Source organism: Candidatus Auribacterota bacterium, assembly GCA_026392035.1.
Taxonomy (GTDB): Bacteria; Auribacterota; Tritonobacteria; order UBA1439; family UBA1439; genus JAPLCX01.
On the sequence record JAPLCX010000102.1, the window covers coordinates 1 to 19,222 of the forward strand.

General features: G+C 52.5%; 22 protein-coding genes and 1 pseudogene. 3 read left to right on the forward strand and 20 right to left on the reverse strand.

All coding sequences use genetic code 11. The features are described from left to right. Positions 1-283 precede the first annotated feature (283 nt). The 17 genes and pseudogenes from NTX71_11090 to NTX71_11170 all read right to left on the reverse strand — a co-directional run bounded on the left by NTX71_11090 (position 284) and on the right by NTX71_11170 (position 13,998). Complete coding sequence (locus NTX71_11090) at positions 284-703, reverse strand: iron-sulfur cluster assembly scaffold protein (GenBank protein MCX6340442.1); 420 nt, start codon at positions 701-703, stop codon at positions 284-286. Between the two features lie 15 nt (positions 704-718). Further along, positions 719-1,861: pseudogene (gene nifS / locus NTX71_11095) on the reverse strand (cysteine desulfurase NifS). Continuing rightward, complete coding sequence (locus NTX71_11100) at positions 1,858-2,550, reverse strand: hypothetical protein (protein MCX6340443.1); 693 nt, start codon at positions 2,548-2,550, stop codon at positions 1,858-1,860. The pseudogene nifS and the gene NTX71_11100 overlap by 4 nt, the downstream one beginning before the upstream one ends. Further along, the gene (locus NTX71_11105) at positions 2,547-3,341 is read right to left on the reverse strand and encodes a sulfide-dependent adenosine diphosphate thiazole synthase (GenBank protein MCX6340444.1); all 795 of its coding nucleotides are present in this window, start codon (positions 3,339-3,341) and stop codon (positions 2,547-2,549) included. The genes NTX71_11100 and NTX71_11105 overlap by 4 nt, the downstream gene beginning before the upstream one ends. A gap of 56 nt (positions 3,342-3,397) precedes the next feature. After that, positions 3,398-4,195, reverse strand: coding sequence for a ThiF family adenylyltransferase (locus tag NTX71_11110; GenBank protein ID MCX6340445.1), 798 nt, complete (start codon positions 4,193-4,195; stop codon positions 3,398-3,400). 43 nt (positions 4,196-4,238) lie between these two features. Continuing rightward, a complete protein-coding gene (locus tag NTX71_11115; protein MCX6340446.1) occupies positions 4,239-5,399 on the reverse strand; it encodes a cysteine desulfurase family protein in 1,161 nt (386 codons plus the stop codon). 80 nt (positions 5,400-5,479) lie between these two features. Then, positions 5,480-6,580 carry a tRNA 2-thiouridine(34) synthase MnmA gene (gene mnmA, locus NTX71_11120; protein ID MCX6340447.1) on the reverse strand — a complete coding sequence of 367 codons (1,101 nt, stop codon included), beginning with the start codon at positions 6,578-6,580 and terminating at the stop codon, positions 5,480-5,482. Positions 6,581-6,635: 55 nt separating this feature from the next. Next, a complete protein-coding gene (gene bioB, locus NTX71_11125; protein MCX6340448.1) occupies positions 6,636-7,634 on the reverse strand; it encodes a biotin synthase BioB in 999 nt (332 codons plus the stop codon). After that, positions 7,615-8,445, reverse strand: a complete 831-nt coding sequence (gene larE / locus NTX71_11130; protein ID MCX6340449.1) for an ATP-dependent sacrificial sulfur transferase LarE — start codon at positions 8,443-8,445, stop codon at positions 7,615-7,617. Before larE ends, bioB begins: the two co-directional genes overlap by 20 nt. Before the next feature lie 19 nt (positions 8,446-8,464). Continuing rightward, on the reverse strand, positions 8,465-9,166 hold the full coding sequence (locus tag NTX71_11135) for a hypothetical protein (protein MCX6340450.1): 702 nt from the start codon (positions 9,164-9,166) through the stop codon (positions 8,465-8,467). Between the two features lie 99 nt (positions 9,167-9,265). Continuing rightward, entirely contained in the window at positions 9,266-9,538 is a 273-nt protein-coding gene (locus NTX71_11140; protein MCX6340451.1) for a sulfurtransferase TusA family protein, read from the reverse strand. Positions 9,539-9,550: 12 nt separating this feature from the next. Next, a complete protein-coding gene (locus tag NTX71_11145; GenBank protein ID MCX6340452.1) occupies positions 9,551-9,814 on the reverse strand; it encodes an HPr family phosphocarrier protein in 264 nt (87 codons plus the stop codon). Positions 9,815-9,878: 64 nt separating this feature from the next. Beyond that, complete coding sequence (gene cysK, locus NTX71_11150) at positions 9,879-10,808, reverse strand: cysteine synthase A (protein MCX6340453.1); 930 nt, start codon at positions 10,806-10,808, stop codon at positions 9,879-9,881. A gap of 13 nt (positions 10,809-10,821) precedes the next feature. Next, the gene (locus NTX71_11155; protein ID MCX6340454.1) at positions 10,822-12,138 is read right to left on the reverse strand and encodes an O-acetylhomoserine aminocarboxypropyltransferase/cysteine synthase; all 1,317 of its coding nucleotides are present in this window, start codon (positions 12,136-12,138) and stop codon (positions 10,822-10,824) included. A 76-nt stretch (positions 12,139-12,214) separates the two neighbouring features. Continuing rightward, entirely contained in the window at positions 12,215-13,213 is a 999-nt protein-coding gene (locus NTX71_11160; GenBank protein MCX6340455.1) for a DUF3034 family protein, read from the reverse strand. A gap of 123 nt (positions 13,214-13,336) precedes the next feature. Continuing rightward, the gene (locus NTX71_11165) at positions 13,337-13,528 is read right to left on the reverse strand and encodes a YezD family protein (protein MCX6340456.1); all 192 of its coding nucleotides are present in this window, start codon (positions 13,526-13,528) and stop codon (positions 13,337-13,339) included. Between the two features lie 29 nt (positions 13,529-13,557). Then, a complete protein-coding gene (locus NTX71_11170; protein ID MCX6340457.1) occupies positions 13,558-13,998 on the reverse strand; it encodes an Rrf2 family transcriptional regulator in 441 nt (146 codons plus the stop codon). A 225-nt stretch (positions 13,999-14,223) separates the two neighbouring features. Between NTX71_11170 and NTX71_11175 the strand changes: the two genes are divergently transcribed. Then, positions 14,224-14,772: a LemA family protein gene (locus NTX71_11175; GenBank protein ID MCX6340458.1), complete on the forward strand. Its 549-nt coding sequence runs from the start codon at positions 14,224-14,226 to the stop codon at positions 14,770-14,772. A gap of 192 nt (positions 14,773-14,964) precedes the next feature. Continuing rightward, positions 14,965-15,708: a class I SAM-dependent methyltransferase gene (locus NTX71_11180; protein ID MCX6340459.1), complete on the forward strand. Its 744-nt coding sequence runs from the start codon at positions 14,965-14,967 to the stop codon at positions 15,706-15,708. Here the strand turns inward: NTX71_11180 and NTX71_11185 are convergent. Then, entirely contained in the window at positions 15,689-16,945 is a 1,257-nt protein-coding gene (locus tag NTX71_11185) for an aminotransferase class I/II-fold pyridoxal phosphate-dependent enzyme (GenBank protein MCX6340460.1), read from the reverse strand. The two genes, NTX71_11180 and NTX71_11185, sit on opposite strands and share 20 nt — an antisense overlap. Positions 16,946-17,224: 279 nt before the next feature. Between NTX71_11185 and NTX71_11190 the strand changes: the two genes are divergently transcribed. After that, complete coding sequence (locus tag NTX71_11190; GenBank protein ID MCX6340461.1) at positions 17,225-17,467, forward strand: hypothetical protein; 243 nt, start codon at positions 17,225-17,227, stop codon at positions 17,465-17,467. On the opposite strand, the gene NTX71_11195 is transcribed toward NTX71_11190, so the two are convergent. Both NTX71_11195 and NTX71_11200 read right to left on the reverse strand, forming a co-directional pair. Continuing rightward, a complete protein-coding gene (locus NTX71_11195) occupies positions 17,445-18,707 on the reverse strand; it encodes an aminotransferase class I/II-fold pyridoxal phosphate-dependent enzyme (GenBank protein MCX6340462.1) in 1,263 nt (420 codons plus the stop codon). The two genes, NTX71_11190 and NTX71_11195, sit on opposite strands and share 23 nt — an antisense overlap. Positions 18,708-19,000: 293 nt before the next feature. After that, the coding region (locus NTX71_11200) for a DDE transposase (protein ID MCX6340463.1) at positions 19,001-19,222 on the reverse strand (222 nt) is incomplete at its 5' end.

A 19,222-nucleotide genomic window follows, 5' to 3' on the forward strand; every position in this document is an offset into this window, starting at 1 on the left:
TACACTACGTAAAAGAACCCCCGATGTCGCTGTCGCTTTCAAACGAGGCTTGGATAAACTTGCCGAAAACCCGTCACTTGATCCTTATGTTGCCCTTTTCGAACTAAACTCATCCTGACCCTACCAAAACTGACCCATTACGTTATTTTGAAGCAGGATGACCGCACAGCCAGTTTTCCGAGCCTTTCCAGGCGAAGGCACGCGCAGGGTGTGCACGGAAGCGACGTTTTGACACTGTGGACGCCAGTGCCGGGTGTATCGTATAGGCAGGTTGCGGGTCAGATTATGGGAGGGGCACGGGGGAGTGACCTTGTGGGGTGCACCTGATTCTGTAATCAGAAATAGCTGCCCTCATAGCCTCTTCCGCGAGCGCAGTGCAGTGGCGCTTTGAGTGTGGAACCCCGCCGAGGGCTGCGGCGATGTCATCGCTGGAGATTCGAAGAATGTTTTCGAGCGTTTTCCCTTTGATCAGTTCCGTCAGTATGGAACCGGCGGCAATTATCACGCCGCAACCGACCGCTGTGCAGCGTGCCTCAGTAATAACCCCATCCTTGACCCGGATATACATTCGCAGACCATCGCCGGAATCGAGATTGCCAGAGGCGCCGGTCCCATCGGGCTTTTCTATTACCCCACTGTTCAATGGATGCTCAGAGTGCTCAAGAATGACGGGGCTATAGCGATATTTGATCTTCCTGCTCATGATACTGTATGCCGGTGAGATCGCTCGCAATCGCTCCACTACCTTGGGCACTGTTTCGATGACATAGGCGACCTCCTCGGCTGTAGTATATCTCCCCAGGGATAGCCTCAACGAGCCCTGTGCGAGATCATCGGGGAGTCCGATTGCCCGCAGCACGTGAGAGGGCCGGTGTGTGGAGGAGGTGCATGCTGACCCCGATGAGCAGGCAATACCCATCGCATCCAGGTTCATGAGAATTGCCTCGCCGTCAACCGATTCAAATGAGATATTCACGATATTAGGAAGCCGAGTGGTAGGATGGCCGTTCAGGCGCACACGCTCAATTCGCGTGAGAATCCCTTCTGCTAGTTTATCTCTTAGCCCTGTCAGGTATTCCATTTCACCCTGCAGCTTCCTGCCGGCCACCTCGACCGCTTTCCTCAAACCGACGATTCCCGGGACATTATACGTGGAGGCCCGCCGTCCCATCTCCTGATCCCCGCCTCGAATCTGCGGCGCTATCTGCGTGCCCTTCCTGACGTAAAGGAACCCCACCCCTTTGGGACCATAAAGTTTGTGGCCCGAAACGCTCAGCAGGGACACTCCTAGCTCATCTACGGTAAACGGCAGATGCGCGAAGGTCTGTATCGTGTCAGAATGGACATAGATTCCCATTTGACGGGCAATATCAGAGATCGGAGAAAGCGGCTGAAGGGTGCCTATCTCGTTGCTTGCATGCATGATCGAGATAAGGATTGTCTGATCGGTAATGGCTTTTCGCACTTCCTCGGGATATAGCACACCATACTGATCAACCGGAAGATAGGTAATACGAAAACCGTTTTGTTCGAGAAATGCACAAGGTTCCAGCACGGAATGATGTTCAATAGATGAGGTGATAATATGCCTGCCTTTGTGTGCAAGGGCATAGGCGACACCGATGATCGCCAGGTTGTTGCTTTCAGTTCCTCCAGAAGTGAAAATAATTTCTTCCGGGAGCGCTCCCAGAAAAGAGGCGATTAGTTCCCTTGCGTGCTCAACCGCCAACCCGGCCTCCTGGCCGAAGGAATGTGGGCTCGATGCATTTCCGTATATGCTGCCAAAGTAAGGGAGCATTGCCTCCACCACCTCGGGATCAGTTGGAGTAGTTGCCGCATAATCGAGATAGATCTTCTTCATCGTGAGCCCGCCGTCTTACGGTGTATTTCCCCCGCGATGCGCGCGAGCATCCGTCTATGAGCGCTACAGAATTCGCCATGCCCCATCTGCGCGCGGATCATATCCTCCTGCCAGTGCGCGTTGTACAGCCGGCACCTTTTCCTCATGCAGAACGGATTGCCGGTCATGAAGAAAAAGAGAGCCTGGGCCACGTAGCCTTTGATAACCTCGGTGAGGCGGGGGTCGCCGTAGTCAATGAACTGACCCTTGAATCGTTCGGCGATCCGGTGCGCTTCCCTGTCCCAGATGCCAAGGCGTGCATACCGCTGCTTGTAAAGGTAGTACTCCCGCGGTTTCGCGGGCCCCTCCACTATCCCGGAGGTGGAGATGATCGAGGGAAAACTGTAGATGCTCGTCCGGATGTGCGGCCGGTTGCCCTCGCCGGGGGTCGCAAACAGCCTCGAGGTGAGGATGATGTCGCACGTGCCCTCCTGCATCGGGCCTCTCACGGCATCCAGTGCGTCCTGGGTCGCGATCATATCGAGCGCCAGCCCACGCATTGCGACGACGCGCTTCTTCAATATAATGTGGCGTATTTTCCCGATGCCGAAATAGTTCCTGATAAAATCCCCGAGCGCGGGAATACGTACCCCCTCTACCCGTTCATCATAAAGGCGCACTACAGTCGGAATGCGTAGCTCACATTTCATCTGCGCTTGAGAATGTTGAGGATGATCTTTGCGGCCTTCTTCCCGGAAAGAAGCATTGCTCCAAAGGTGGGACCCATTCTCGGAAGACCGAAGGTCGTCGTCACGCTCATCCCACACACCACCAGCCCGGGGTGCACCTCTTTTGTATGTTCGATCACCAGATCCTCGGAGCGCTCAACCCACATAGCTCCGAATCCGGGAGTTTTGATCAGGCCGCGTTCTTCCAATTTCTTTACCACACACGCGTCGTGCCCGGTGGAATCCACCACCACCTTGGTCTCAAGGGCAACGGGATCAACGCAGGTGATCTCCCGAGGTAGTGCGCTCACCGGAGTCCAGTTGACCACGACACCCGCCACGCGGTTATCCTCGCGCAGCACCAGATCGTCAAACACAGTCATATTGGCAAACTTCACTCCCGCATCACAGGCGGATGCGATCAGTTTTGAACAGGCGTGGGGCCCGTCTGCAACGTAGAGACCCTTGGTATATTCTGTGAAAGGAATATCCAGCTCCCGTAAGGCCTCCTGCCCCGGTGATCGCACCGTCAATTTGTTCATAAGATACCCGCCAATCCAGAAACCACCGCCCAAATAGTTATTCCGCTCGATGATGAAGGTCTTTACCTTTTTCCTGGCCAGATCCCTTCCCGCCATGAGTCCCGAGGGCCCCCCGCCTACAATAATCACGTCGGATTCCACGTATTCTATGAACTGTTTCGCGAATTCCTCGACGATCGCGCGCGTCACCTCTTTCTCTCCCACCTGACTGAAGATCCTCTTCTTCGCCATTGCTTCCCTCCTTTGGTTGCGATATGAATGAACGTATTGGAATAATCGTTTCCTGCCTATGCGCGACATTGTCGCTCATCCTCATCGATCAGCGATCTGATAGTGGAAGAACGCCCGCACAAAGGACAGTCCGGATTCTTCTGTAAGGAAATTGTGTTGAACTCCATAGCATATGCGTCCATGATGAGCAGCCGGTTGGTGAGCAGCTTCCCCACGTTGAGCAGATACCGCAGGGCCTCCGCCGCTTGAACGCACCCGAGAATGCCGGCCACAGCCCCCAAGATCCCGGCTTCCTGGCATGTGGGAACGAGATCCGGCGGCGGAGGAGCACTGAGCAGGCACCGAACGCATGCTGACCCGGGCACATATGTCATCGTCTGTCCTCCAAACCGCACGACCCCGGCATGAGAAAAAGGCTTCTTCAGGAAATAGCACGCATCGTTGATCAAAAATTTAGTCGGAAAGTTGTCCGCCCCATCAATAATGAAGTCATACCCTTCAATAATACTGGAGGCATTCGCAGCCTTCAGACGCTCTTTGAGGGCGATCACATTCACATCAGGGTTGAGCGCTGCTATTTTCTCCCGAGCTGACCGCACCTTGTCTTTTCCCACATCCCCTGAGAAATGAATGATCTGACGCTGGAGATTATTAGGTTCAACCTCATCGCTGTCCACGATGCCGATCGTACCCACCCCCGCCGCTGCCAGATAGAGGATGGCGGGCGAGCCGAGACCTCCAGCACCAATAACAAGCACCCCGGACTCCAGCAGCTTCCCCTGACCCTCAATGCCGATCTCTCTGAGAAGAATGTTCCTGCTATATCGCTCACATTGTGCTTCGCTCATCTTCATGTGCGTGCGCCATCCTCCATTTTCAACTTAGAAATAATGACGATCACAACGACCTGATTGAACGCAATCTGTTGACCGTTTCAGCGAGCTTATCCAGGAAATAGTCTATATCATCGGCGCCCGTGAACCGGCCGAGCGAAATCCGTAATGCCCCTATCGCTTGCACAGGATTGCGGCCGATAGCGGTCAGCACATGAGAGTACTTCTGCTGAGCTGATGAACAGGCTGAACCGGTTGATACGAAAATGTTTTTCTTATCCAGTTCCAGTAACAGGTTCGGAGCCTGACCTTCAAAGCCTTCAAAACCGATATTCACGTTTGTGGGAAGGCGATGGTGCCTGTGGCCGTTCAGATAGGAGACAGGTATGTCGTTAGAGATTGTTTCGATGATGTGGTCGCGCAAAGCCTGCAAACGCGGCATCTCAGTACCAATTTCATCCATGCATAACCGGGCAGCCTTCGCAAAACCGACGATTCCAGGAACATTCTCGGTCGCAGAGCGCAGACCGGATTCCTGTCCTCCGCCATGCTGCCACGGCATAATGGACACCCCGGCGCGGATGTACAACGCGCCGATTCCCTTGGGGCCATAAATCTTATGGCCATTGATGGTTGCCAGGTCAATGTTCATGCTCTGAACGTCAAATGGAATCTTGCCAAAAGATTGGCACGCATCCGTGTGAAAATACACCCCTCGTGCGCGGCACAATTTCCCTATCTCCTCAATCGGCTCGATCACTCCAATTTCATTGTTTGCGTGCATAATGGAGACCAGGATTGTTTCCTGGCGTATAACTTCTTGTAACCGATCAAGATCGATCAGCCCTTCTGAGTTCACCGGCAGATAGCTTACATCAATGCCTTGCGTCTGGAGCCACCTGCAGGAATTGATAACACAGTCATGTTCAATCGCTGACACAATGATGTGATTGCCCTTGTGGCGATTGGCAAACACACTCCCTTTCAAGGCAAAATTGTTGGATTCAGTGCCGCTGGATGTAAAAATTATTTCTTCGGACCTGCTGGCATGAATGGCAGAGGCGACCTCGCCCCTCGCTTCCTCAACCGCTTCGCGAGCCTCACATCCCTTGCGATGGAGACTGGAAGGGTTCCCGAATTTCTCTAGAAAAAAAGGGCGCATCGCAGCAAGTACGCGCTCGTCAACAGGTGTACTGGCCGCATTATCAAGATAGACGGATCTCATCGGCATTCTCCTCCTATGTTCGAAGAGTTGACAAGACAATTTGAGTCGCCATCGCAATCAAATGTTTCCCTTTTCTATAATCATGCGATATTCGCCTTCAGCAGTGATGTCTCTGACAATCGTGCGATGATTCCGCCACCGATAACCATGTCATCTTTATAGAGAACAGCTGACTGTCCGGGAGTAACGGCAAATTGAGGTTCCTTGAATTTCATGTGGATCATGTTTCCATTTGCCGGCGCCACACTTGCGTCGCATTCTGGATGAAGGTATCTGATCTTCGCCTTGACATTGAGGGGATTAACCAGCTTTTCTATAGCCACATAATTCAACCTGTCGGCATAAGCTTCATCCTGATATGCCTCTTCTCTTCTGCCAACAGTGATTGCGTTTTCCCTTTGATTGATAGCGATTACATAAAGGGGCGCTTCAGAGGATATCCCGAGCCCTTTCCTCTGGCCGATGGTATAAAACATAATTCCTTTATGTTGTCCCAATACCTTCCCCGCCTTGCTTAAAATCGGCCCGGGATTTACCATTTGCGGCATACATCCCTGTAAAAAATCTGCATACCTATTATCTGAGATGAAACAGATTTCCTGGCTATCCGGTTTATCTGCTACAGGCAATCCAAGCTCTTTAGCCTTCGCTCTGGTCTCCCTCTTGGTGAACTCCCCTAAGGGCATCAGCGTGTGTGCGAGTTGCTCTTGAGTCATTGTGTAGAGTACATACGATTGATCTTTATTTACGTCGATTCCCTTTTTAATAATATATCGCTTTTTATTTTTGTCCCATTGTATCCGGGCATAATGGCCCGTGGCGATAAACTCCGCCCCCATCTCCTTTGCCTTACTCAATAAGGCGTCGAATTTTATATATTGATTGCACCTGATACAGGGGTTGGGAGTTCTTCCTTCGGAATATTCCTTGCAGAAATCGATAATCACCTTTTTCCTAAATACATTCCCTAAATTCACCACATAGTGCGGTATTCCTAGTATATTGGCCACTCTCCTTGCGTCTTCTATCGCGCTCACGCCGCAACACCCTCCCGTATCTTTTGTGTATTCCCATAGCTGCATAGTTATGCCAATGACTTCATAGTCTCTCTTTTTTAACAGTGCCGCGGTTACGGAACTGTCCACGCCGCCACTCATTGCCACAACTACTTTTTTAGGCATAGTATCGCCTGGATGGGGCTGATATAAGGCGTCCGGATTTCCTATTTTTCCCATATCATGCAATCCGCACTGGATTCACGGGCTGTAGCCCCAAATCAATTATTTCAAGGATGTCTTCCTCCGGATCTCGTCCTTTCGTAGTCAAATAATCTCCAATCATTGTTCCATTCGCTCCAGCCAAATACATCAACGGCTGAAGACTCCTGAGATTCTTTTCTCTCCCGCCGCCAACTTTGATGTGCTTATCGGGCAGCACAAATCGAAAGAGCGCAATAATTTTTAAAATTTCTAAGGGAGGGAGCAGAGGCATGTTTTCAAGAGGGGTCCCGCGGATGGGATTTAAGAAATTTAATGGAACCATATCTACATCCAGATCTCTCAGCGCAAAAGCAAACTCCACTCTTTCTGAAATGCCCTCTCCCAACCCAAATATTCCTCCGCAGCAAATCTGGAGTCCCGCCTCTTTGGCGATCGCTATTGTCTTTAGTCTTTCCTGATAGGTGTGCGTCGTACAGATATTGGGGAAAAAGCCTTCCGCCATCTCAAGGTTGTGGTGGTAGGTGTGAAGACCGGCTTCTTTAAGCATTAAAGCTGATTCTTCATCCAAAGAGCCCAGGGAAGCGCACCTATTAATATTTACATCTTTGGAAATCATTTTTATCGATTCACAAATCTGCTCCAACTCCTTTTTGCTCTTAATCCTCCTCCCGCTGGTTACAATTCCAAACCGATTTGCCCCCCGAGCATTGGCTCTTTTTGCACCACTAACAATTTCAGAGCAATTTATTAAAGGGAACTTCTCAATATTGGTATTATAGCGCGCTGATTGAGCGCAGAATTTACAGTCCTCCGGGCACCATCCGGATTTGGCATTGATTATCGAGCAGAGATCGATCTTATCCCCTTTAAATCTTTGTCGGATCATATTTGCCGAGCTGAGCAAGGCGATAATCTCCGGCTGCCCATCAATTTTCAGCAACATCTGGGCATGTTGCCTGCTGAGCTTAGAACCATTCAATACTTCCCAGGTTAATTTATTTATCCGCTCTAACATGTGAAGCACTCCTTGGTTCGACAGGATTCATACTGCCCGTTCTATATCCTTCCAGGTCGATGGTCACATATCGATAGCCAAGCACCCTAAGCTTATTGATTACCTTATGTCTGATTTTCTCCTGCATCACCTTATCCATCTCTTCCCGCGCAACTTCTATCCTTGCAATACTGCCATGGTGTCGTACCCGCACCTGCGTTATTCCCAGAGATCGCAGGAATTCCTCAGCCGCGTCAACCACTCTCAAGCGTTCCTCAATAATTTTCGTCCCATAGGGGAATCGTGATGCAAGGCACGCAAGCGAGGGCTTATTCCAGGTCTTCAATCCCATCTGTCTCGAGAGAAGCCGTATCTCCTCTTTGCCAAGTCCGGCTTCCTGAAGAGGACTTCTCACCCCAAATTCCCTGGCGGCTTTCATGCCCGGCCGAAAGTCGTTCGTGTCATCGCGGTTTGAACCATCCAGAATATGATTTAGGTTGCATTTTTTGGCTACTACAGCTAACTCCGAAAACAATTCCTTTTTGCACCAATAGCATCGCTCAGGAGGATTGCTCGCAAATATAGGATTGGATAGTTCATCGGTTATAATAGTCACGTGACGCACGCCCAGAACATCAGCCATCTCCTTCGCCTTTTCCATTTCTGTGGACGGATAGGTTGGGGATAGCGCGATAGCCGCTACTGCCTTATCCCCCAGGACATCATGCGCAACCTTGAGAAGAAAAGTGCTGTCCACCCCGCCGGAATAGGCAATCAAGGCGCTTTGTATTTCAGCTAAAATCTCCTTCAGGTAATTCAGTTTCCTGTCCATAATAATTCACAACCATGCTTTAGTAATAATCTCCGGCGCCATAATTTGAAGGCAAGGCCGTAATGGTTTCTATTATTCCGCGATAATGGATTTTTATTATAAAGGTATCTTTTAATCTGATTGTTTCAGATATGCCATCTAACCATTTGTCAGTTTCCGACTTTAACATATCACCGTGGAGTTTGATGTTAGAACCCTGCTTGAGACATTTTTGTTCGAGCGATTCGTGTGTGAGCCCCAGACGCATAAGTTCATTCAAAGCATCTTCTTTGGTTTGAATGTCATATACAGGCAAATGGAGACGAATCCCAAAACTCTCTAGAAGCCTTTTTAGCCCTTTCGTTGCGTAAGGGGTCTGTTCCGGCCATGAGCTCTGATAACCGGAATACCCCATAGCCAGATCCGATATCTTGTATCTTTGAGCGATAATAGCCCCGACACTAACGTAGGCCTGCTGGCAGGGAAGACAGGTCGCGTCATTAAGGGATTTGCGAATAGGAAGCTCCGGCTGAACAACCTGTAACCATTCTGATCCTTCCGGCAAAAGTTTTTTTAGTTGAGCAATTCTCGAATACACCTTTTCAATGCCGATCAAATGTTTAAACAGCACTGTGATCAAAGTCAAATGATGAAAGGACTTTGAAAGTCTGGCGGCAGCTATTGTAGAATCCCGGCCTCCAGAGAACATGAGGACGCATTTGTCGTTTGGATTTGATTTCATGAGGCATACCACAACCTTAAGGCTCCCCAATTTATCTCTTCAGCCTTGCCCGCGGATTTTTTAGCGCTTCGCGAGAGGCGTGCACGGCTGATCAATCTGTTAAATGCGTGCAGGGGTAGGTATGTCAGTAGAAAAGACTCCCTTTTCTATAATCATGCGATATGCGCCTTCAACGGGAATGACCTCAATGACCTTGTGGCCATCCTCACGCGCGCTCTTCGGAATAGTGGAGAGCGCAACTTTGTCGTCAACGGTCACCTCCAATCGCTCCCCCGGTTGCATATCCTCGAGCGCCATGAGAACCTTCACGTAGTTCATGGGACAGCCCACCCCGCGTATATCTATGGATTTATGTAGCCGCTCCTCAGCCATTGAGCTCCTCCGTTAAATCCCTCCGCCATCCGTGAATAATGAAGACAGTTCCTGAATTGCGATATCTTCATCCTGGCCTGCGGCCTCGATGCGCAATTCGGAACCGTTCGTCGCTCCGAGAAGCAAGAGCTGAAGGATCGAACATCCGTCGGCCCGCGTGCAGTCTTTGCAGAGCATGATCTTCGACTTGAATTTCTTGCTCTTTTCCACGATCTGGGCGGCCACCCGCATATGGAGACCCTGGGGGCATATTATTCTCACGGTGGCATCCTTCATGGGCTTCCCTATCTGCTCTCAGCATGACGTAGCGGTCATGCCGGTCTCTTGCAACCATTTCCCCCTACGCTTGCTGGAAGAGCCATGTAGAGAGGTACCGCTCCCCCGTGTCCGGGAGCACCACCACAATGACTTTCCCCCTGTGTTCCTCCCTCTTTGCGACCTCGATCGCGGCCCAAGTCGCCGCCCCGCTGGAAATTCCCGCGAGAATCCCCTCAAGCTTTGCGAGCCGCCGCGCGACAATCCCCGCATCCTCATTCGTCACGCGGATCACCTCATCAATGATATCGCGGTTCAGGACTTGCGGCACAAATCCGGCACCGATCCCCTGAATCTTATGCGGCCCGGGGCTTCCCCCCGATAAGACGGGTGAAGCATCAGGCTCTACGGCGATAGCCAGGAACTTTCTCTTCCTTTTCTTTATCACTTCAGACACCCCGGTGATCGTCCCCCCCGTGCCGACCCCTGATACAAGGATATCCACACTGCCATCGGTATCATTCCAAATTTCCTCCGCCGTCGTTTGCCGATGAATCTGGGGGTTGGCAGGATTATTGAACTGCTGGGGCATGACTCCGTGGGGGGTTTTGCTTACCAACTCTTCGGCTTTTTTCACTGCCCCTTTCATCCCCTCCGCGCCAGGCGTAAGAACCAGCTCAGCTCCAAAAATAGAGAGCAGTTGCCTCCGCTCCACACTCATGGTATCCGGCATGGTCAGGATAAGCTTATATCCCTTTGCAGCGGCAACAAACGCAAGCGAAATCCCTGTGTTGCCACTGGTCGGTTCGATGATCACCGAGTCTTTCGTAAGTATCCCCCGCTTCTCAGCGTCTTCGATCATTGAGACGCCGATTCGGTCTTTTACGCTCGACAGCGGATTGAACGATTCTAATTTTGCCAGAACCACCGCATCCACCCCTTCGGTAATCTTGTTCAACCTCACCAGCGGGGTATTCCCGACGGTCTTGGTGATGTCATTGAAGATTTTGCTCATGAGGAATCTCCTTTCACTTCACCGCATTTTTTAACGCCTGGTCGATGTCATCCTTGATGTCTTTAATATCCTCCAGACCGATGGAAAGGCGGACATAATCCTCGGTTACCCCTGTCCCCTCTTGTTCCTCTCTAGTTAGCTGTTGATGAGTAGTTGATGCGGGATGGATCACCAGACTCTTCGCATCTCCTATATTAGCGAGGTGGGAGAGAAGTTTTACCGAATTGATGAATTTCTTGCCCGCTTCCAACCCCCCTTTAATCCCAAAACCAACAATGGCTCCGTAGCTGTCATTGAGATATTTTTTCGCCAACTTATGGCTTGGGTGTCCTGGCAGCCCGGGATAGTTAACCCAACTGACTAAAGGATGTTGCCTTAGGAACTCAGCCACATTCAACGCATTTTCAGAATGTTTCTTTACTCTCAAGGGCAAAGTTTCCAACCCCTGAAGGAACAGGAAGGAATTGAATGGGCTGAGCGCCGCGCCGACATCCCGCAGCCACTGCACCCTTGTTTTAATAATGAATGCGACATTACCCAGCCCCGGGAAATTTCCAAACACATCCCAGAATTTCAGGCCATGGTAACTGGGATCGGGCTCGGTAAACTCAGGAAATTTACCGTTGTTCCATTTGAAGTTGCCTGAATCAACGATCACCCCGCCGATGGAGGTGCCATGCCCGCCTATGAATTTTGTTGCGGATAGTGTGAGTATGTCCGCCCCGTAATCAATGGGCCTGACCAACCCGATGCCAACTGTATTATCCACCACAAAAGGCACACCAGCATCGTGGGCTATTTCGGCAATCGCCGCAAAATCAGGTACATCTAACTTGGGATTGCCTATTGTTTCGGCGTATATCGCCCTTGTGTTCTCTGTAATTGCCCTCTTGAATTCAGCCGGTTTTGTTGACTCAACAAACTTCACCCTTCTCCCTAACTTTGGGAAAGTATAGTGGAACTGCTGGTAGGTCCCTCCATAGAGGTTGTTTGCAGAAACAATCTCGCTTCCCACCTGGGTAATAGCTAAAAGGGCGAGAGTCTGGGCAGCTTGACCGCTCGAGACCGCCAGCGCACCTGTACCGCCTTCGATCTGTGCGACCCGCTGCTCGAATACATCGTTTGTGGGGTTCATGATCCGGGTGTAGATATTCCCGAACTCCTTGAGCGCGAATAAGTTGGCAGCATGGTCAGTGCTCTTGAACACATACGATGTGGTTTGATAAATCGGGACTGCGCGCGCCCCCGTAGTGGGATCGGGCGCCTGCCCCCCATGCAACGCGATGGTTGCAAGCCCCGGTTTTTTCTTTATTTCTTTTTTTGATGACATGATCAGTCTCCTTTTGTTAGAGAAAGGCATTCACTTCTCTTATGAATTATTGATTACCAATGTCTGCTCCTGCCGATCAGATCTCATACTTGAGCTGCAGGAACCAGGTGCCGTTTTCCCTTTTATTGGTAACTTTGCCGAAGGCACCCCAGCCGCCGACAAGCGTCATGTGACTGTTGATGATCCAGCTTACGTCAATCGCATTCCATGGATCCTCCTCCTCAATCAGCCCCGGGATTTTGCTGTACGGGCTCTTTTTCTGCCGGAGCTCGTACGCAACCAGCAGCCAGTCTGTCGGGAGAAAGGCGACATTGCCTTCAAACGACGGCCGCCATTTATCCCCGTAGCCCAGGAAGCCTATCTGTGCGGCGCTGCTCCCTCGCATGCCGGCGGTGACAATGAGCGGGCGATTGATAACCGGGAGCATGAAGGTTTTGGTTGAGGTCAGCGTAAAATCCACCCCGTTCGATTTTTCGAGGCCGATGTCTTTAAGCGCCCCGCCCAGGGCATGGTCGATCTGCTGGATCCCGTCGTTGTATTTGAAATGCGTTCCAAACGTGAGCGCCGGGACGGGGAGCTTGAACGAATTCTCCTCCAGGAGCAGGGCCCTCGCGTTGAAATTGTGCAGAAGCACATGATGTCGCCCGATACCGACATCGGTGGCATCGGAAATATCCTGTGGTAGCGTCCCCAGGCCCAAACGGTCGAGGCCATACCCAAGCTCAAGTCTCCTGAACAGCGTCTCCGTAAATGTCCACGCCTCGAGATCTTTCTTTCCATTTGGCATGAACACTTGTGAGTACGCGCCAGAGGGGAGGCCGAAGATCGTCCCCTCCGGACCTTGGTTCACAAGATAGGCCATCGGTGTGATCGAGCCTCCGCCGTATCCTTCAATCGTATGGAACGGCAGCGGCGGGGCCTTCTGGGGCTTCGGCGGCGCCTCGTTAACACTCGCTTCCGCTGTATCAGGGCTGGCGAGCGTATTCCCCGTTTCGTTTTTAGTTTGAGTCTGTGCCAGCGCGTTGCCGATCGCGAAGGCATACGCAACAACGATAATAAATGCGACCAGTTTCATCACAATCCTCCTGAGACTTAGCCGAACACTCCAGTTGGCTGGTCGCATCAGCGTGTGCGTATATGAGAACAGATAGTCTCCGGTTGCCCGGTGGATACGGAAAAATTGCCTGGCACGGGGATCTTAGATACCACCTCCTTTCTCGAACCTCCAATGGTTATCGAAACGTTTCTTTTCAGAGACTTCTATCTGCGCGATCCTGGAATCGTGCACAGTAATCGTCACCGTGCCGAATTTAAGATTGCGAAGGGCGGCACTAATCTCCATGAGAATTGTTTTGTTTATTGCCGTAATGACGTCCGGATCATTGCTCATTCTGTGTCTAATCCGCCACTCAGTACAAACTAAATGGCATAGCTGATTTCCTCCGATGCGGACTTCTGTTTCTCGATCATTTTTCCCAATGTGAATGAATCAAGTGTATGCGAGATGGTTTCCGAAACGTCTCGCCAGATATCCTTGGGTACGCAGTTGCGGGACCTTGGACAAAATGACGGATTAGAAATGCAATCCACCAGGCATATCCGCCCCTCGAGCACGGTGAGAATATCCTTGAGCGTTATATGGGAGGGTGGTTGTGCAAGTACATATCCTCCATTGGCGCCGCGCGAGGAGCGAATCAACCCCGCATCTCTCAACGGAGGGATCAAATGCCAGAGGTATTTTTCCGAAATATCCTGTCTCCTGGCAATATCCCGCAAAGGCACAGGGCCTTGCCCGTCGTGCAGTGCAAGATCAAGCATCAACCTCACTCCGTAGCGGCCTTTAGTGGTTAATTTTAACATAGCGACATCCTCTGGATATATCCCACCATATCTACTACTCTGGTGGGGATTCTATCATCTGCATGAATCATGTCAATAGAAAAAATGAAAAAAATTTTCTGAAGCCGAGGGCATCTTGAGAAGGTGTTTTTTGTTCCGTTCCATAGGAAAATTCAATAATATTCCATGTGTTGAACAACAGCGCAAGCTGCGAATTTCCACATGCTGATTCTTTGAGGGTAGAACATGTTTGGTTTTATAGTAATTATCGTGGTAGTTCTGATGGCGTGGGGAGTTGTCAGTTTTAACCGTTTTATCCGTGGTAGGCAGCTCATGCGCGAAGCGTGGAGCGGGATCGACGTGCAGCTCAAGAGGCGGTATGACCTTGTGCCTGTGCTCGTAGAGACGGTGAAGGGATATCGCGAACACGAGCGCGGGCTCTTCGAAGATATCACCGAGACGCGCGCGCGGTGCATGAGCACGAAGTCCGTCACGGAAAAGGGCGAAGCGGAGAATGCACTCTCCAGGATGATCAGGTCGCTCTTCGCGGTGGCGGAGGCATATCCCGACCTCAAGGCGAGCCGGAACTTCCTCGATCTCCAGAGAAACCTCACGGAGATAGAGAACCAAATCCAACTCGAGAGGCGCCACTACAACGGCACAGTCCGGAACTACAACATCCGGGTGGAGTCATTCCCCAGTATGCTCATCGCGGGGCTGCTCCGGTTCAGGCGCGCCGATTTCTTTGAGATCGAGTATGCGACGGAGCGGGAAGCCCCGGATGCAAAATTCTAGCAATGTTCACTGGTTTACCACGGAGAGCGCGGAGGAGCACGGAGCACACGGAGATAAGGGGATGGTGATGGCTACAGCCAAAAGTTTGAGGGTAAAAGTGAAAAGATCAATTTATAGATACCTGCTTAATTACTCATCGTCTGGTATTCAATCGCCCGTTCTCGCTATTTCTCACTAGCTTGAAAGCTCACCATGAATGCCTCGGATTACGACAGACAGGTCAACTGGGAGAAGCGGCTGGCGGCGGAATGGCCGTTCTACCGGGAGCTGTTCCGGGAGCACCGCGTCTCTTCAATTCTGGACTGCGCCTGCGGGACGGGCAGGCACGCGATCCTTTTTGCGAAAAACGGGCTGAGTGTCACCGGCATAGATATTGATTCAGAAAGGATCAAGCTGGCGCATGAGAATGCGGTCGGTGCGGGAGTGGATGTACGGTTCGAGACGGCCGCATTTTCAGAGCTCAATCGGCTCTTTTCCTTGCCAAAGTTCGACGCAGTCATCTGCGTCGGGAATTCGCTCTCGCAACTCCCCGGTCTCCCCGCGGTCGAGGAAGCCATCCGCAGCATGGCTGCAGTGTGCCGCCCGGGCGGGATGCTGGTGCTCCATGTCCTCAACTACCGCTCGTTGCTGAAAAAGGAGATGGTCGCCCAGCCGCTGCGGGTGGTCGGTGGGGAGGGACACAGGGAATTATTCCAGAAGATATTCCTCCCTCGCACCCACCAAGTGGAGATCGTCACAGTGCACGTGCGAGAGGGAATCAACGGCTGGAGTTCGGAGGTCGCGCGGGGAATGCTCCTTCCCATAGACGCTGCATGCCTGGAAAAACTCGTCATTCGTGCGGGCTTCAGCCGCGTGGTGATGCGGGGTGACTATTCCGGGGCGCCGTTTGACGGAGAGGCATCCTGGGATCTGATTCTCACCGCGGTCCGGACGTGAGGGGCTGGGCGCTTCCATTTCCGGGCTTTGCAACTGCACGCGACGACCGCCGGATAACTCTCACTGCCTTGCCGGCCGCTTCGAGGATGTCCAGTGCCCGCTTGATGTCATCTTCGCTGTGGGCTGCGGTCACGGCCGCCCTGATGCGGCTCGTCCCGGGGGGAACCGCAGGGGAGAGCACCGGCAGGACGAAGAGGCCTTTTTGCTGAGCGAGTTTGCACATCATCAGCGTCTTCTCATCCCTGCCGCAGATGATGGGGACGATCGCCGTCTCGCTCTGGAGCGTGTCGAAACCCCTCGCCTTGAGGCCATCAAGGAAGAGCCTGATGTTGCGCTGCAATTTCGCAATCCGCTCGGGTTCCTTTTCGATCACCTCGAATGCCGCCTTTGCCGCGGCGGCGGCGGGCGGGGGAAGCGCTGCCGAAAAGACGAAGGCGCGCGCCACGTGTTTCAGGTACATGATCGTATCCCTGTCGGCGGCGATGTAACCTCCCACACTGGGTATGGCCTTGCTCATGGTGCCCATCTTTATGTCAATGACGTTCGTCATCCCGAAGTACTCCTCGATCCCGTGGCCTGTTTTCCCCAGGACTCCGAGGGAGTGCGCCTCATCCACCATGAGCGTTGCCCCATATTTTTTGCACAGACGATGCATTTCCGGAAGGTTGATGATGTCCCCGTCCATGCTGAACACCGCATCGGCAACCACCAGTTTCCCCGCTGCGGGGTCCGCCTCGGTGAGGCACCGCTCGAGGTCGGCCATATCATTATGCGTGCAGCGCACAAACCTCGCGCGCGACAGGATGCAGCCGTCCACGATGCTCGCGTGGTTCAGTTTGTCGCAGATCACCACGTCGCCTCGGCCGACGAGGGTAGAGACGGTCGCGAGGTTGGTGACGTAGCCGCTCGAAAAGACGATGGCGTCCTCCGTTCCCTTGAAGGCGGCGATTTTTCCCTCCAGCTCCTGGTGGAGCTTGAGGGAGCCGGCGAGGATGCGCACGCCGTGCGTGCCGGTCCCGTATTCCGCGATGGCTGCCTGCGCGGCGGCATTGATCGTGGGGTGACCGAGGAGGCCGAGGTAGCTATAGGAAGCGAATATGAGCATCTCCTTCTCCTTCACCAGAACCCGCGCGCCGTCCAGGTTCTTGACGGGCTGGAGATAAAAGTAGTAGCCCATTTCATTGCCCCACTGTATGCGGGCCTTGAGCTTCGCGATTTTGTCGGCTATCGGATTCACTACGTGTCCCTTCCTGGTATTGTGAAGTCGCACACCGTGCGGCAGGGGGCGTATTATACACGATTAACGAAGATCACCATACATATTTCTATGGGCATATGTAAGGGGTCACTTATAGAGGGGGGCCACGGATCCCGCTAAGCGGGACGGATTATGACGGATATTCACAGATGAAAAGAAAGCTTCATCTGCGGCCATCCGTGTGGTTGTCCGTGAAAATCCGTGGCGAACATCATTTACCGTTACCCCTGCAAAACTGACCATTACGGGCATATTTCTATGGGCACGATGGATTCCCAGGTTGCATTGAGGCGCGGCACTGTCTCCATGGTGGAGGGGAACACCGGCTCGAATTCGGAAGCCACGCGAAGAATAGTGCGTCCTCTAAATGCGGCAGGTCTTGAAAGGCTCGTCATTCGCGCGGGTTTCACCTGCGTGGTGATGCGGGGGGATTATGCCGGCAATCCATTTGACAGAGAGGCATTCCGGGATCTGATTCTCAGTGTGAGCCGGCCATTGTAGTCTGCGGCTCGGTCCTTACGCGTTCCTTCGGAGTGCGACGTGCGCGCCGGATAATCCTCACCTCTTTGCCGGCTGCTTCAAGAATATCCAGAGCACGCCTGATGTCCTCATCGCTGTGGCCGGCGGTGACCGTGGCGCGGATGCGACTTGTCCCCGGGGGAACTGCGGGGGAGAGAATCGGCATTATGAAGAGGCCTTTCTCCTGGGCAAATTTGGTCATCATCAATGTTTTTTCGTCTTTGCCGCATACGATCGGAACAATGGCTGTCTCACTTTGCATGGTGTCGAATCCCCGTGCCTTCAAGCCGGTTAAGAAACGCACGATGTTCCGTTGCAGGACAGCAAGCCGCTCTGGCTCTTCTTTCATCACCTCGAATGCAGCCTTGGCTGCGGCCGCAGCAGCAGGAGCAAGAGCTACTGAGAAGACAAATGCCCGGGCAACATGTTTGAGGTAGGTAATGATATCATGGTGAGAAGCAATGTATCCTCCCACGCTGGGAATGGCCTTGCCGAGGGTACCCATGTGGATGTCCACGGCATTTTTCATCCCGTAATGTTCCTCAATTCCATGGCCGGTCTTCCCCAGGACGCCGAGGGAGTGCGCCTCATCCACCATGAGAAGGGCTCCGTACTTTCTGCACAGCCGGTGCACCTCGGGCAGGTTGATGATATCCCCGTCCATGCTGAACACGGCCTCCACCACCACCAGTTTCCCCGCATCAGGGCCTGCCGCGGATAGGCATTTTTCCAGATCGGCCATGTCGTTGTGCTTGAAGCGCACAAACTTCGCCCGTGAGAGTATGCAGCCGTCCACGATGCTCGCGTGGTTCAGCTTGTCGCATATCACCACGTCGCCCCGCCCCACGAGGGTGGAAATGGTGGTGAGATTGGTGACATAACCGCTCGAAAGGACAACAGCAGATTCGGCTCCTTTAAAAGCCGCGATCTCTTCCTCCAGCTCATTGTGCAGCCGGAGGGTGCCGGCGAGGATGCGGGACCCATAGGTGCAGGTACCGAGCTCAGCAACGGCAGCCTGGACAGCCGCGGTGATCTTTGGATGGCCGAAAAGACCCAGATAATCGAAGGAAGAAAACATCAGCATCTCCCCCCGACCCTCGATGAGAACCCGCTCGTTTCCCAGGTTCTTGACGGGCTGGAGATAAAAATAACAGCCCTTCTCTTTGCCCCACTGTATGCGGGCGTTGAGTTTCGCGATTTTATCGGCTATCGGATTGATCACATGTCCCTTCCGGATTTTCTCGGCCATACTGTTGGTATTGGGCAGGCATTATACATGAACCTCAGCTGCTTTTATAGATGTTTCTATAACGAGGAAATTGCGCTGTGAACTTTTCTGAGGCAATTAAAAAAGCTGCCAGCTGTAAAAGTGCCTCTGATGTGCGACGAGAGCGCGATTCAAATGGCGCAATGCATGTCTCCGTACACGTACACCTGTGTTAATCGAGCGATGCGCCGCGTGCAGAGACACTTCTCTCGTTGCGATCTTGCGCCATGTGCCGCGTTTCTATTTCTTCAGGCCGCTCGTGCTCTTCCCACCAGAGAGCGCATCTCCTTACTACGCTTCTGCCGTATCCTCCCCAGCGCCATCGTCAGCATCACCACCATCGCGATATCCACTCTCAGCCGCATCTTCGCCAGGCCGCGGATAAAATGACGCTCGAACCCGAATGAGACATCCAGCCTGCTGTTGACCCGCTCTGCCGCGGTTCTTCGATCGTAGCTCCTCTGCCACGC